Origin of the sequence: Rhodococcus mengyinensis, assembly GCF_048381435.1 — a bacterium.
GTDB lineage: Bacteria > Actinomycetota > Actinomycetes > Mycobacteriales > Mycobacteriaceae > Rhodococcus_F > Rhodococcus_F opacus_D.
The window spans coordinates 479,487-492,580 of record NZ_JBLWIT010000038.1; the positions used below are offsets into that span (position 1 = coordinate 479,487).

Genomic DNA, 13,094 nt, shown 5'->3' on the forward strand with positions numbered 1-13,094 from the left:
GGATGAAGTTCGTCGACGAATTCCGGGACCCGGCGGCAGCTCGCGCCCTGGTCAAATCCATCACCGAACTGGCCCGTGGCGACGAGTTCAAGTTCATGGAGGTGTGCGGCGGGCACACCCACACCATCTACCGTCACGGCATCGAGCATCTCCTGCCGGAATCGGTCGAACTGGTGCACGGACCGGGATGTCCGGTCTGCGTCATCCCCATGGGCCGTGTCGACGACGCCATGTGGCTGGCCGAACAGCCCGGCGTCATCTTCACCACGTTCGGCGACATGATGCGGGTGCCCGGATCCAAGGGCAATCTCATCGAGGCCAAGGCCCGCGGCGCGGACGTCCGCTTCGTATACTCGCCGCTGGACGCGCTGAAGGTGGCGCTCGACAATCCCGACCACCAGGTGGTGTTCTTCGCCGTCGGGTTCGAGACGACGGCGCCGTCCACCGCGGTGACGTTGGTGCGCGCGCGGGCGCTGGGCGTGAAGAACTTCAGTGTGTTCTGCAATCACGTCACGATCGTGCCGCCGATCAAGGCCATCCTCGAGTCCCCCGACCTGCGGTTGTCGGGCTTCCTCGGCCCGGGCCACGTGTCCACCGTGGTGGGACTGCGGCCGTACCGGTTCGTGTCCGAGGTGTACGGCAAACCGATGGTGGTCGCGGGCTTCGAGCCACTCGACATCCTCGCGTCGGTGCACATGCTGCTCCAGCAGATCCGGGAGGGCCGCTGCGAGATCGAGAACCAGTACAAGAGGGTGGTGCGCGCGGAGGGCAACGTGCAGGCACTGAAACTGATGGCCGAGACGTTCGAACTGCGGCCGCACTTCGAATGGCGTGGGCTCGGTTTCATTTCGCAGAGCGCGCTCAAGGTCCACCGCAACTACGCCGAGTTCGACGCCGAGGAGAAGTTCTCGATGCCGGGTGTGCGGGTGGCGGATCCGAAGGCGTGCCAGTGCGGTGAGGTCCTCAAGGGCGTCATCAAACCGTGGGAATGCAAGGTGTTCGGGACGGCGTGCACTCCGGAGACGCCGATCGGCACGTGCATGGTGTCCCCCGAGGGCGCGTGCGCCGCGTACTACAACTTCGGCCGGCTCCACCGCGAGACGGCGCAATTGCTGGGTCAGCGAGGCTGACCGGTGATGCCGCGCGAACACACGATGCCGTCCGGGCACCGTGTGTTCGCGCAATACGCGCACGCCCCGAATGCCCTGGGCTACTGCGGCCCTCCTGGCTCTGAGCGACTACAGGCGGTCGCGTGCGGTGGGGCGCCGGACACCGACGTGGTGGCGCTGGCGAAGCAGTTCAGCGGTGCCTGGCCGTACCAGGAGGTGATCGCCAAGCTCGCCGGAATCCCGGACCCCTTGGACGAGAGGGTTGTTCGAGCCTACTGGACCTCGGACGAACTCTCGGGCCGCATCGATCGCGCGGAGTTCGGCGCGGCACTGCTCGCCCGCCTCGCGTCGCAGGCCGGCCACTACTGGAAGCACCTCACCGAGGACCTGCTCGGGGAGGCGGCCCCCACCCACAACTTTCACGTGTTCGGCGTGTACCCGTGGTCGCGACTACTGGACACCGGGATGCCTCAGCCGCTACAGGTTCTCGACTCGTGCCGCATCCGCTGGGGTGAGGTGGTCGGTCTCGATCACGATCGTGCCGTCGTCCGGTCGCGCCGCCTGTCGTGGGACGGCACCCGGCTGTCGCTCGGGACCGAGCAGGACGACCCGGCCGACTACCGCGTGCCCGAGGGCGCTTTCGTGAACGACCTCACCGTGGGCGACCGGGTGGCGGTGCACTGGGATTTCGTGTGTGACCGTCTCGACCCGGATCGGGTGGACCGGTTACGCGAGCAGACGGAATGGCAACTTGCACAAACCAATCAGCGTCTGATTCGGCAAGCGACCCCGGCCCCACGGAAACGGACCGGCGAGAACGTTTCCCAGCTACCATGACTACAACTCACGGCCTGCGGCCGGATCGGAGCAGACATGAAGAAGATCCTGAACTCCCTGTCCGAAGACGAGTTCGTGCTGATCCGCGAGACCAAGAAGGCTCAGATGGCCGACTTGGACGAGGACAAGCTGATCACACTGCACACCCGCATTCGCCGTGCCCGCAACAAGCACGTCAAGCTCTATCGCCAGGAAGGCGCAGCGAAGGTCGCGGACAAGGGCGCGCGCGGAGCCGGTAAGGCGGCCAACAGGCGCAATGCCGACAAGGTGGAAGTCTTCGAGGCAGCACTGAGCAGGGTGAGCGGCCAATTGGCGACGGCTGCCCGCGCAAGCGCACGCGACCTGAAGGACGCGCGACTCGCCCGCGCGCGGAGCGACGCCCCGTCCTTCAGCGAACTCGGCGACAGCAACGGCAAGGTCGGCTCGTCCGGCAAGGCACGCGTCGACACCACCCGGAAATCCTCCGGCCGCAAGAAGTTCGAAGCATCCACCATCGCCGCAGGCGCACGGCGGCAAGCGAAGAAGGACAAGCGGTAAGTCCGATGTGCGACGATGGATCGCATCATGCCTGACATCATCGAGTTGATTTTCGACGACCACGAGTGGTTCCGACGACAGTTCGCCGCACTGGACGAACTGAAGGCTCGACGCCGGGTGGACATCACTGCCGTCGAGGCGGTGTGGACCCCGTTGGCGAAACGCTTGGATCTGCACGCTGCAGCCGAAGAGGAAATCTTCTATCCCCAGCTTCTCCGCATCGGCGAGGAGGACGCCGAGGAAGAAACCCTCGACGCGATCGGGGACCACAACGACATCCGTGACGGCGTCCGTGCGGCGGCGGGGTATCCGGTCCTCTCCGAGGAGTGGTGGGCGGCTGTCGGCCGAACGCGCCGGGCCAACGATGAGCACATGGCCGAGGAGGAACGCGAGGGGCTGGCAGATTTCCGGACCGCCCCGGCAGAACTTCGCGAGTCGCTCGGGCGACGCTTCGCCGAATACTTCCTCGTTCACCGTTCCACGAAAGATGTGGACACCTCGGACAAAGATCCGCAGGAGTACGTCCGGGAGGTCGAGGAGGAACTCGACGAGGACAGCAGCGCGGGGTCGCTTCGGATCGGAAGCTTGAAGGGCCGGTAACGACGCACTCCCCACATCACAGACCGCGCGGTCTGTGTTCTATAGTTCGGCGGGTCCGCGGCATCGGGCCGACCGGTTCTGTGGGGAGATGGGGTTGTGGCGCGAGTTTCCCGTCCGGTGCCCGATGCGCTTCCTCCGATGTCGTTCGAGCGGACCGTGCCGCGCAGGTACGTCCATCGCCAGTCCGTGGCCGAGGTCTTCCTCACCGACTGTGTGTCGCTACCGGGACCGGATCGGTTCGTGCTCGCCGCGCAGTGGCCCCGCCTGCACGGCTTCTACCGCGCCCGGGGTGGGCGCTACGACACGATGCTGCTGGCGGAAACGCTCCGGCAGACCGCGATCTACCTGGGACATACCCGCTTCTCCGTTCCGCTGCCGAACCGGTTCGTCATGCAGCACCTCCGGGTGCAGGCGGTGCCCGGCGCGCTCGAGGTGGGCGCCGCGGCCGCCGACGTGATCGTCGAGGTCGCTGTGTCCGAGCACGTGTACCGCGGTGGGGCGCTGTCCGCCTTCCGGGTGGACCTGCGGTTCCGGCTCGGCGGACAGGACGTGGGCACCGCGACGGGTCATGCAGCAGTGTTTCCGCCGGCCGCGTACTCGCGGGCCCGGTGGGGTGAGCACGGACCGCGGTCGATCGGGGCGCCGTGGTGTACCGCACCCGCCCCGGCGGGGCTGGTCGGTCACGTCGACGACGCGCACGTCGTCCTGGGTCCCCGGTGTTCCGAGAACGAGTGGGAGTTGCGGATCGACGACGCGCACCCCGTGCTGTTCGACCATCCGTGTGATCACATTCCCGGGATGCTGATGCTCGAGGTATTCCGGCAGGCCGCCTGCGCCCGGCTCGACGTGCCGGAAGCACACCTCGTTTCGCTGGGCGCCACGTTCCACCGTTTCGCCGAACTCGACGAGCGGGCCACGATCCGGCTGGACGTGGTGGACGACGGCGCGCTGTCGATCCGCGGATCGTTGGTACAGGGCGGAGTGGCGGTCGTGCGAGGCACCGCGGCGCTGGCGCCTACCGCGGTGAGCGCATGCGCGCGCTAGTCGGCGTCGTCGGGTGTCCAGCGGGCCCGGCGGATCCGGGCGATGTCCTGATGCCGGGTCGCGGGCATGATCCCGGGGAGCAGGAAACCCCACATGTCGTCGACACGTTGTTCGAGGTCCGTGCGCTGCGTCAACACCTGGGACACGGTCTGGACGCCGGTGAAGGCGCCGATGACGAACCGCGCCAGCCTCGGCGGGTCGATGTCCGGGAGGAGATCTCCCTGCTCGACGGCCCGCGTGGCGAGCATCTCGCAACTGTTGATCCAGTCGAGATAGGGGTCGGCGGGGCCCTGGTCGTCGGCACTGAGTTCGAGGGTGATCCGGATACCGGCCCGCACGATCGGGTCGTTCACGATCTGCCGGGCCATCTCGTGACAGAGCATCACGATCTGCTCGATCGCCGACACCTGCTCGCGGCCGATCGCCTCGACCGACGCGATGGAGATCCGGTGTTGCTCGCCGATGATGAATCGCGCCAGATCCTCTTTGGAGCGGAAATGGAAGTACAAGGCCCCCTTCGTGATTCCGGCGTTCTCGACGATGTTGCCGAGTCTGGCTCCTTCGAACCCCGACTTCTCGAACATCTCCGCCGCCCCGCGGACGATCTGCTGTCGGGTCGCCGCAGCACGCGCCTGCTGAACCACGTTCACACCTTTCCCTGCCGCACGAGAGAAGAACGATGACGATGAAAGCACGGACTACGCGCCCATTGCCCGGAGAGACGGTACCAGCGTCGACCGCGACCGACGACGGTCGAACACCCTCCACGCCGGTCCGTGTCGCGGTGGTGGGAGCCGCGGGCTTCGTCGGATCGGCCACCGTGACGGCACTGGCGTCGGCCGGAATCCAGTGCACCGCGGTGGCGCGCACACCTCCACACACCGATATTCCGGGCGTCGTGTCGGCCCGGGCGGATCTGACCGATCGGGCGAGCCTCGAAACAGCGCTCACCGGCGCCGATGTCGTGATCCATGCCGCCTCCTATACCGGGAACGACCCGGCGCACTGCGTCACCGTCAACGTCACGGGCACCGAGAATCTGCTTGCCGCCGCGGCCCGGAACGGCATCAGGCGGGTGATCTACGTCAGCACCATCGGCGTGTACGGGTCCGGGCCGCACAGCGGAATCGGCGAGTTCGAGGCCACGCCCGCACCCGTCTCGGCGCTGAGCGCGAGCAGGCTGACCGCCGAACACCGCGTCCTCGAACGGGGAGGTTGCGTCGTCCGGCCCGGCTTCGTCCACGGCCCCGGCGACCGCTGGTTCGTCCCCGGCTTCATCCAGATCGTCGAGGCGTTGGGGGCCTGGGTCGACGAGGGCCGATCCCGGATCTCGATCATCGCGGTGAACGACCTCGCCCGACTCCTCGCCGCCCTCGCCGCGCAGTACCCCGCACGCACCGGCGACGTGTTCCACGCCTGCCACCCCGACCCGGTGACCGTCCGCGAACTCGGGCAGGCACTCGCGGACTCGGGCCGCCTCAGGTTGCCTGCCACGAGTCTCACCTTCGACGACGCGGTGACCGCCGGCGGCCGGCACGGTCTCACCGAACGACATCTCGACCTCATCGGCCGCGACCACTGGTACGACCCCACCCGCCTGTGGACCGCCACGGGCGCGACCGTCGGCCACGGTCCCCTGGACCACTTCCCGGCGTGACGTCCGTCGACGAGTCCAGGGACGAACATCCAGTCTTCGTCCGCCGTCCGCGAGCGGGGTGTATACCCGGATAGAGGATGATTTCCCCGACCTGACGGAGTGTCGAGATGGCCCTTCTCGCCGAGATCGTCGTGGACACCGAAGGCGACAGCCGGGTAGTGGTCCTGTTTCCCATGATGTGGTTGTTCTTCGCGGTCCTGGTCACGTTCGTCGTCACCCGGACCATCACCCGCCGTATCCGGTCGCGGTCGGGAGCGGCGCCCACGGACGACGGCGCGGAGTCGGGGGGCGGGCTGATCAACGACATCACCGTCGGCGGCGTGCACCTGCACCACCAGGTTTTCGGGATCCTGTTCATGACGCTGGCCGGGCTGGCACTGATCGCCACCACCCCGGAGGGCACCGCACTCAACGTGTTCGCCGCCCTCTTCGGAGTCGGCCTCGCGCTCACCTTCGACGAGTTCGCGCTGTGGGTGCACCTCGACGACGTGTACTGGAGCACGTCCGGCCGGAAGTCGGTGGACGCAATCTTCTGCGCGCTCATGATCACCGGTCTGATGATCGGCGGCGCCGAACTCGTGACCGGCCGGATCGGCACCCCGGAGTGGTGGTCGTCGATCGGCTATCTGGCCATCTCCCTCGCCATCTCGGTGATCTGCATGCTCAAGGGCAAATTCGTCACCGGGATCGTGGGGATCGTGTTCCAGCCGGTGGCGATCATCGGCGCCATCCGCCTCGCCAAACCCGACTCCTGGTGGGCGATGCGCCGCTACCCGAACAAACCGCGCCGGATGGCCCGTGCCCGGTCACGATTCGGCGAGCGCTACCACGCCCGCTGGAACCGGGCACGCGACTTCGTCGCCGGACCACCGGACGTCCGTGAGGCCGGGATGCGGTGATCTGGGCCGTCAGTCGTCGTCGGCCGTCCGCGACCGCCCCATCATCTCCAGCCCGGCCATCGCCTTCTCGGCGCCCGCCTCGTCCACCTTCTCCATGGCGAAACCCATGTGGATGACGATCCAGTCGCCCGGTTCCAGGCTGACGTCCTCGGGCAGCATGCCGACGTTCACCTTGCGCTGTTCGCCGACGACGTCGACGAGCGCGAGTTGATTGCCGTAGCCGTCCAACATGCGCACCACCTGACCGGGAATACCGAGACACATGATTCAGCCCTCCGTCCCGTCCGGTTGCAGCGTTGCCGCGGAGTCGGACTCCAGCAGTTGATCCACGATCTCGAACACCATGCCGACGGCCGGTCCTACGGCGGCCTCGACCCGCGGTGAGAGCCCGATTCCCTCGCCGGTGTTCGCCACCTGGCAGCCGAGGACCACGGTCCGCGGCAGGGTGCCACCGAGCGCGCGCAGACTCCCGAACACCGCCCCCGGATCCATGCTGTGCGCGTCGAGCGGCGCAACCGGGACGGAATCGGGTCCCACCTCGAACGCCCTCAGCGCACCGGGCTCACCGCGGCCGGGCACCGCGTCCACCAGCAGCAGAGCGCCCCACCCGTCGAGCAACTCGTAGGCCAGATGCGTTCCACGAATGCCGAAGTCGACGGCGCGGACGCCCGGCGGCAGCGACCTCGTCGCGACCCCGCGCAGCACCTCGGGTCCGAAACCGTCGTCGCCGAAGAAGATGTTGCCCACACCGGCAACCAGAACCCGCCTGCCCACCGTCACGCGCGTCTCACATTTTCCGGATACGCAGATATCGCCTGATGTCGGGTATCGCGATGACGGCGATCGCGACACCCGCGACCGCAACCAACGCCAGAGCCGCGGTGGTCATCTCTCCGAGAATCTTCATGGCTGTCCATCCTTTCCGGTGTCTGCCGAGACCGGCTCCACCTCGTCCGGGGCGAAGTACAGATACCGTCCGTACCACTCGTGCAACTCCGACGCAGGGTCGTCCTCCAGCACGACGCCGACGTGGGTGCCACCGTCGACGTCGGCGTGCACGGTCACCACGCGAGCCAGCTGTCCCGCGAAGAACAGGTCCTGGGCGTCGGCGCGCCGCGACGGGTGGATCCGCACGACAGTGCCCTTCGCCACCCGGACGCCGTTCACGATCACGCCGTCGACGTCGGGGCGAACGGCTGTGTCGGCGTCCGGATCCCACCACGGCGTGTCGTCGGTCAGTTCCGGGACGAGACCCATGTCGGGGAGGTCCGGGTCCGGGAGATGCGGGTCCGGGAGATGCGGGTCCGGGAGGTGCGGATCTCGGAGGATGCCGTGCATCTGGGCGAGCGTCGCCGGCGACATCTGGTCGCACCGGTCGATGATCTGGGCGGCCAGCGGGTCGGTGGCGCGGGCCTGCCGCTTCTCCTCCTCGGTGAGGGTCATGACGCGCAGTGTGAGGATCTCGTCGATCTCGGTGGCGTCGAACAGTGCCCCGTCGCTCTGCTCGGCCACCTCGGGGTGGTCGTACAGGATGATCGGCGACACCAGGACGAGGTCCGTCTCCCCCGGCAGCCCGGCCAGCACCGGGTAGCACCGTTCGTGCGCGCACGTGCCCGCGAGTTGCTCCGCCTCCGCGGGAGGTTCGAGGAGTGAGACGAACTCGGTGTTCTCGGCCGCCAGGATCAGATGGGCGCCGATCAGCGACTGCCGGATCGCCCAGTCCTTGTCCCAGCCGGCGGCGTCTTGCGCGGTGGTCACGTTCTCGACCGACACCCGCACCCGGTTCAGCCCGTCGACGTCGTCGCTGCCCACCGTCACGACCGCGTGTGCGGGCCACCGGGTGCGCACCACGCGGCCGGCGAGGGATCCGTCCTCGCCCCGCAGCTCCTCCACGTCCGTGCCGCCGTCGATGTGGACGTCGAGGTTGCGTTCGCCCGGCCACTCCGCGGGGTGCAGGGTGCCGAGATCGAATTCGCGCTCCACCGCCTCGTCCCAGCTGAGCCAGCTCGCGCCCGCGACGGTCAGTTCGTCGACGGGAACGAACTCCGCCGAGTCCGCCACCGCGCGTTCGATGCTGCGCACCTGAAGCTGCAGGAATCGGAGGGTGACGTTCACCCCTGCTCCGGTGCCTGCCCGCATCAGGGTCTGACAGGACATGCGCGGTTCCTCGCCGACCCCCGACTTCGCCGCACCCGACGGTCCGAGGACGCCGAACTGCCACCGCGACTGATTCTTCGACGAACTCGCACGATACGGATACAGCAGGTAGCCCTCGTACAGGACCGCGTCGGCCACGGCACGTACTCGCTGCAGGGACGCCGGGGAGATCATGCGATCACCTCCCCGGCTCCCTGCAGCAGGTCCGAAATGGCGACGTCCAGTCCGATCAGACCTTGCGCCGCCTTGTAGCGCGCCAGCGCGGCGAGCGTGTCGTGGTCGAGGCGCACCCACCCCGTGTTCGGGTAGTGCGCCTGAACCAGTTCGCGCCACACGCCGACCGGCAGGTCGTAGGTCGACTCGCGGTCCCACGGGATCCGTTCCACCCCGAAACCGGCGACGCCGCGGGTGAAGACCGTCCCGCTGAACAGGAACACCAGCGGCACCGTCGACCCGGCCTCGTCCAGGGCGTGCAGATACTTCGATGCCGTGACCTCGAAGTCGTACGTGCACGGCAGCGGCAACTCCACCACACTCGACCCGGTGAACCCCTGGGCCACGGTGCTGGTCTGCATCCATTGGAAGGGTTTGAGCGTGGCCGTCCACCGCTCACGGGGCCCGAACAGATCGAGGAGGCCCTCCGCCTCACCGTCCGTGTAGCGGCGGCGTTGCGGGTCGATGCGGACCTGGCACCGGACGGCCATCGCGTGCACGGCGGCACCGCTGGACTCCGTCACCTCTACTCGCGCAGTGAGATTCGGCGCAACCGCGAACGGTTCCGGGAACACGTCCTCCACGTGGAACGACAATTCGGTCACGTCGGCTCCTTCGCGACGCGACTGCGTGCACGCACCGTCTCGAAGAACGTGTCGATGACCCGGCGGGCGTCCTGGCCGCCGTCGAATCCCCGCCACACCTGCCGCAATTCGCCCACCAGCTGGTAGCAGGCGTCGATGGGGACGAGGTAGCACTCGGGGTCGCCGCCACCGTGCTCGGGGACCCGCAGCAGCAACGCTTCCGTGTCGGCGGACAGCCGGCCGAGGGCCGGGTTGGCGGCGAGGACGCCGTCCCAGGCGTCGAGGGGCAACTCCGATTCGGTGGCGCCTGCCGGACCGGGATAGAAGGCGACGGTCTTGGCCAGCAGCGAGTTCCGGAACACGAAGGCGAGCCCGACGGGGATCTCCAGTTCGTCCCAGCGGCCCGGTGCGAGTTCGAAGTCGGGAAACGACAGGTAGCGTTCCGGGACGGCCCGGAAGCGCAGTTCGGCGCTCTCGTCGGTGAACAGCAGGTAGCACCCACGGCACACGCACATCAGTTGCCGATCCTGAACGTTCACGACGTGCTGATGCGCGTCCGCGATCGGCACGGCGCACATGTCGCACCGTTCCCCGACCACCGGTGCGGGCCGCTCGGACGCGATGCGCTGCAGGATGCGCAGCCCGTTCCCCGACGGGCTCATCACGCCACCTCCGCGGCGGGCACCGCGACGGACACGACCCCGTCACGCACGAGGACCGGCAGCGGCGACAGCGTTTCGGCATCGGCGTCGCCGTCCAGGCGGAGGCCCGCCCGGCGCGGGTCGAAGTGTGCCCGGCACGACGGACAGCGCAGCACCGCGTCACCCACCTGCCCACCCGCCTTCCGTTGCATCGTGGCCCCGGCCAGCGAGTTGGTGCAGGCGGCGCAGCGGTCGCGGTAGGCGAACAACTGCTCCCCGATCCGGCACACCAGAATCGGGAGCCCGGCCACGGAGAATCCGGCCACCTCACCGGGCGCGAGGTCCTCGAGTTCGGGCACCGACACCCACGTCCCGGTGCCACTCGATCCGTCGGACCCGTCCGGATGAACATGGGAGAACAGTGATTCCGCGGCAATCAGCCCGGACCCGGCCGCGGGGGTGGCACCCACCACCTCGATGTCCACGGTCTCCGGTGCGGCGGCCAGCACGGCGTCCTTGACGGCGAGTTCCAACGTCACCGCCGAGGACGGACAGCTCTGACAACTGCCGGTCAGCCGAAGCCGCACCACACCCTCCACCACGCCGAGCAGTTCGACGTCGCCGCCGTGGGAGCCCAGATAGGGGCGCACACTGTCGAGTGCTGTCGCGACCCTCGTCTCGACGTCGTGCGGATGGAGTCCGTTCACCAGCAGCAGACTGGCCACGAGTTCGTCGGCGGCGAGTCGTTCGACAAGGTCGTCGTCGCGTTCACCGATGATCTCGAGGACACGCTGCAGCCCGGCGCCGTAGAGTTCGACCACCTCGCGGACCAGTTGCTCGGCGCGCTCACGTGCCACCGAGCCACCTGTCGAACTCGCGTCCAACAGGCTGTCGATCCTCTCGCCGGCTGTCCGCCACCGATCGGGGTCGTCTCCTACTTCGTCACTCCCCCACGTCTCCGATCCGCCACTCTCCATGCGTACCTCGTCACTCGCCGGTCACGGACTGGGTGGGCGAATGCAGCTTCTCCAGCGTCTTTCCCTCGCCGAGATACATGTGCACACCACAGGGCAGGCAGGGATCGAAACTGCGGACGGTCCGCATGATGTCGATGCCCTTGAAGTGCTCCCGATCGTTCTCCTCGAAGATCGGCTGACCCTGCACCGCGTCCTCGTACGGCCCCGGCGTCCCGAAGCTGTCGCGGGGATTGGCGTTCCACGGGGTCGGCGGATACGGGTGGTAGTTCGCGATCTTGCCGTCGCGAATGACCATGTGGTGCGACAGGACTCCGCGCACCGCCTCCGTGAAGCCGCAGCCGATGCCCTCGTCGGGGACCTCGAACTTCTCCCACGTCTTCGTGTGCCCGGCCCGGATCTCGGCGAGCGCCTTCTCCGCGAAGTGCAGCGCACACGCCGCCGCGTACGCCTGGAAATAGGTCCGCGCCCGGTCACGCTCGATCGTGTTGCTGCCGTACTGCGGGATCTTCCATTCGAACTCGACCGGGCCCTTCAGCGCGGTCTTCGGCAGGTTGATCTTCACGCTGTGACCGGTCGACTGCACGTACCCGATGTCGACGAGGCCCGCGAGGGCGGTACTCCAGAGTCGGGCCAGCGGCCCGCCGCCGGTGTCCAACGCGAGGTGATCGGTGCCGTCGAACCACCGCGGCGACATCACCCAGCTGTACTTGTCTTCCATGTCGCGTTTCTGCGGGTGCGGGTTGGTGTGCTGGTTCCACGGATGCCTGCGGTCGACCGGGTTCCCGAGCGGATCGTTCTTCACGAACATCTCCTGGTCGGTCCAGTCGTCGTAATACGAACTGCCCAGCAGGATTCGGATACCCAGATTGATGTCGACGAGGGACGTCGTGATCAGTTTGCCGTCCACCACGATGCCGGGCGTGACGAACATGGCCCGTCCCCACTTCTCCATGTCCTTGTAGGAGAAGTTGCACACCGCGGGATCCTGGAAGGACCCCCAGCAGCCGAGGAGCGTCCGGCGCAGGCCGACCTTCTCGTAGCCGGGCATCGCCTCGTAGAAGAAGTCGAACAGGTCGTCGTGCATGGGGACGACCTTCTTCATGAACTCCACGTAGCGCATCAGACGCGTCGTGTAATCGGTCATCAACTGGATCGTCGCGACCGTGCCCACGCCACCCGGATACAGGGTGGACGGATGGACGTGCCGACCTTCCATGAGGCAGAACATCTCTCGCGTCCACCGGCTGACCTGCAACGCCTCCCGATAGAACTCGCCGGTGAACGGGTTGAGCGAACGCATGATGTCGGCGATGGTCTTGTAGCCGTGCTCGCCGGCGTGCGGCGCCTCCGTCTTCTCGGCCTGCGCGAGCACCCCCGGATTGGTCTCGGAGACCATCTTCTCGCAGAAGTCCACACCGACGAGGTTCTCCTGGAAGATGTTGTGGTCGAACATGTATTCCGCGGCCTCGCCGAGGTTGACGATCCACTCGCCGATGTGCGGGGGCTGCACGCCGTAGGCCATGTTCTGGGTGTAGCACGAACACGTCGCATGGTTGTCACCACAGATGCCGCAGATGCGGCTGGTGATGAAGTGGGCGTCGCGGGGATCCTTACCCTTCATGAAGATCGAATAGCCGCGGAAGATCGACGAGGTGCTGTGGCACTCCACGACTTCCTTCTGCTTGAAATCGATCTTCGTGTAGATGCCCAGGCTGCCCACGATGCGCGTGATCGGATCCCACGCCATCTCGACCAGGCCGTCGGATTCCGACTTGTGCGAAGGTTCCGGAATGATCGTTGTCATCGACGTACCTCTCAGTGTTCGAGGCCGTCGGACTA

Annotated in this window: 16 protein-coding genes; 7 read left to right on the top strand and 9 right to left on the bottom strand. The window is 67.3% G+C overall.

Translation table 11 applies throughout. The annotated features are described in order from the left end of the window. The first annotated feature begins 2 nt into the window (after positions 1–2). The 5 genes from hypD to ACNJ7E_RS07005 all read left to right on the top strand — a co-directional run bounded on the left by hypD (position 3) and on the right by ACNJ7E_RS07005 (position 4,127). Positions 3–1,130 (top strand): hydrogenase formation protein HypD, encoded by a 1,128-nt coding sequence (gene hypD / locus ACNJ7E_RS06985; RefSeq protein WP_005258643.1) that lies wholly within the window; start codon positions 3–5, stop codon positions 1,128–1,130. Positions 1,131–1,154: 24 nt separating this feature from the next. Continuing rightward, positions 1,155–1,946: a DUF6390 family protein gene (locus ACNJ7E_RS06990; RefSeq protein ID WP_418339474.1), complete on the top strand. Its 792-nt coding sequence runs from the start codon at positions 1,155–1,157 to the stop codon at positions 1,944–1,946. Between the two features lie 36 nt (positions 1,947–1,982). Continuing rightward, complete coding sequence (locus ACNJ7E_RS06995; protein ID WP_418339450.1) at positions 1,983–2,483, top strand: hypothetical protein; 501 nt, start codon at positions 1,983–1,985, stop codon at positions 2,481–2,483. Positions 2,484–2,510: 27 nt separating this feature from the next. After that, a complete protein-coding gene (locus ACNJ7E_RS07000; RefSeq protein ID WP_280778929.1) occupies positions 2,511–3,083 on the top strand; it encodes a hemerythrin domain-containing protein in 573 nt (190 codons plus the stop codon). A 96-nt stretch (positions 3,084–3,179) separates the two neighbouring features. Then, entirely contained in the window at positions 3,180–4,127 is a 948-nt protein-coding gene (locus ACNJ7E_RS07005; RefSeq protein ID WP_418339451.1) for a ScbA/BarX family gamma-butyrolactone biosynthesis protein, read from the top strand. Here ACNJ7E_RS07005 and ACNJ7E_RS07010 read toward each other — a convergent pair. Then, the gene (locus ACNJ7E_RS07010) at positions 4,124–4,771 is read right to left on the bottom strand and encodes a ScbR family autoregulator-binding transcription factor (protein WP_005244660.1); all 648 of its coding nucleotides are present in this window, start codon (positions 4,769–4,771) and stop codon (positions 4,124–4,126) included. The genes ACNJ7E_RS07005 and ACNJ7E_RS07010 overlap by 4 nt on opposite strands. Positions 4,772–4,806: 35 nt before the next feature. On the opposite strand from ACNJ7E_RS07010, the gene ACNJ7E_RS07015 reads away from it, so the two are divergent. Together ACNJ7E_RS07015 and ACNJ7E_RS07020 are read left to right on the top strand one after the other, a co-directional pair. After that, positions 4,807–5,784: an NAD-dependent epimerase/dehydratase family protein gene (locus tag ACNJ7E_RS07015; protein WP_418339452.1), complete on the top strand. Its 978-nt coding sequence runs from the start codon at positions 4,807–4,809 to the stop codon at positions 5,782–5,784. 107 nt (positions 5,785–5,891) lie between these two features. After that, a complete protein-coding gene (locus ACNJ7E_RS07020) occupies positions 5,892–6,683 on the top strand; it encodes a hypothetical protein (protein ID WP_283330483.1) in 792 nt (263 codons plus the stop codon). A gap of 9 nt (positions 6,684–6,692) precedes the next feature. On the opposite strand, the gene ACNJ7E_RS07025 is transcribed toward ACNJ7E_RS07020, so the two are convergent. Genes ACNJ7E_RS07025 through ACNJ7E_RS07060 form a run of 8 tightly spaced genes read right to left on the bottom strand, consistent with a single transcriptional unit; the run spans position 6,693 to position 13,059 of the window. Then, entirely contained in the window at positions 6,693–6,947 is a 255-nt protein-coding gene (locus tag ACNJ7E_RS07025) for a HypC/HybG/HupF family hydrogenase formation chaperone (protein WP_280778934.1), read from the bottom strand. 3 nt (positions 6,948–6,950) lie between these two features. Then, positions 6,951–7,463: a hydrogenase maturation protease gene (locus ACNJ7E_RS07030; protein WP_280778935.1), complete on the bottom strand. Its 513-nt coding sequence runs from the start codon at positions 7,461–7,463 to the stop codon at positions 6,951–6,953. Between the two features lie 7 nt (positions 7,464–7,470). Continuing rightward, positions 7,471–7,590, bottom strand: coding sequence for a DUF6893 family small protein (locus tag ACNJ7E_RS07035; RefSeq protein WP_397517833.1), 120 nt, complete (start codon positions 7,588–7,590; stop codon positions 7,471–7,473). Beyond that, positions 7,587–9,014 carry a hypothetical protein gene (locus tag ACNJ7E_RS07040; protein WP_418339453.1) on the bottom strand — a complete coding sequence of 476 codons (1,428 nt, stop codon included), beginning with the start codon at positions 9,012–9,014 and terminating at the stop codon, positions 7,587–7,589. Before ACNJ7E_RS07040 ends, ACNJ7E_RS07035 begins: the two co-directional genes overlap by 4 nt. Beyond that, on the bottom strand, positions 9,011–9,658 hold the full coding sequence (locus ACNJ7E_RS07045) for a DUF6084 family protein (RefSeq protein WP_418339454.1): 648 nt from the start codon (positions 9,656–9,658) through the stop codon (positions 9,011–9,013). The genes ACNJ7E_RS07040 and ACNJ7E_RS07045 overlap by 4 nt, the downstream gene beginning before the upstream one ends. Continuing rightward, positions 9,655–10,299, bottom strand: a complete 645-nt coding sequence (locus ACNJ7E_RS07050; RefSeq protein WP_280778938.1) for a DUF5947 family protein — start codon at positions 10,297–10,299, stop codon at positions 9,655–9,657. Before ACNJ7E_RS07050 ends, ACNJ7E_RS07045 begins: the two co-directional genes overlap by 4 nt. Then, the gene (locus ACNJ7E_RS07055) at positions 10,299–11,255 is read right to left on the bottom strand and encodes a NifU family protein (RefSeq protein ID WP_418339455.1); all 957 of its coding nucleotides are present in this window, start codon (positions 11,253–11,255) and stop codon (positions 10,299–10,301) included. The genes ACNJ7E_RS07050 and ACNJ7E_RS07055 overlap by 1 nt, the downstream gene beginning before the upstream one ends. A 10-nt stretch (positions 11,256–11,265) precedes the next feature. Beyond that, entirely contained in the window at positions 11,266–13,059 is a 1,794-nt protein-coding gene (locus tag ACNJ7E_RS07060; RefSeq protein ID WP_005258616.1) for a nickel-dependent hydrogenase large subunit, read from the bottom strand. Positions 13,060–13,094: the final 35 nt, after the last annotated feature.

Coding starts and splice junctions, on each gene's coding strand:
- ACNJ7E_RS07055 (WP_418339455.1), bottom strand. CDS start 11,255: ATGGAGAGTGGCGGATCGGAGACGTGGGGGAGTGACGAAGTAGGAGAC.
- ACNJ7E_RS07035 (WP_397517833.1), bottom strand. CDS start 7,590: ATGAAGATTCTCGGAGAGATGACCACCGCGGCTCTGGCGTTGGTTGCG.
- ACNJ7E_RS07040 (WP_418339453.1), bottom strand. CDS start 9,014: ATGATCTCCCCGGCGTCCCTGCAGCGAGTACGTGCCGTGGCCGACGCG.
- ACNJ7E_RS07060 (WP_005258616.1), bottom strand. CDS start 13,059: ATGACAACGATCATTCCGGAACCTTCGCACAAGTCGGAATCCGACGGC.
- ACNJ7E_RS07025 (WP_280778934.1), bottom strand. CDS start 6,947: ATGTGTCTCGGTATTCCCGGTCAGGTGGTGCGCATGTTGGACGGCTAC.
- ACNJ7E_RS07015 (WP_418339452.1), top strand. CDS start 4,807: ATGACGATGAAAGCACGGACTACGCGCCCATTGCCCGGAGAGACGGTA.
- ACNJ7E_RS07020 (WP_283330483.1), top strand. CDS start 5,892: ATGGCCCTTCTCGCCGAGATCGTCGTGGACACCGAAGGCGACAGCCGG.
- ACNJ7E_RS07050 (WP_280778938.1), bottom strand. CDS start 10,299: ATGAGCCCGTCGGGGAACGGGCTGCGCATCCTGCAGCGCATCGCGTCC.
- ACNJ7E_RS07000 (WP_280778929.1), top strand. CDS start 2,511: ATGCCTGACATCATCGAGTTGATTTTCGACGACCACGAGTGGTTCCGA.
- ACNJ7E_RS06995 (WP_418339450.1), top strand. CDS start 1,983: ATGAAGAAGATCCTGAACTCCCTGTCCGAAGACGAGTTCGTGCTGATC.
- hypD (WP_005258643.1), top strand. CDS start 3: ATGAAGTTCGTCGACGAATTCCGGGACCCGGCGGCAGCTCGCGCCCTG.
- ACNJ7E_RS06990 (WP_418339474.1), top strand. CDS start 1,155: ATGCCGTCCGGGCACCGTGTGTTCGCGCAATACGCGCACGCCCCGAAT.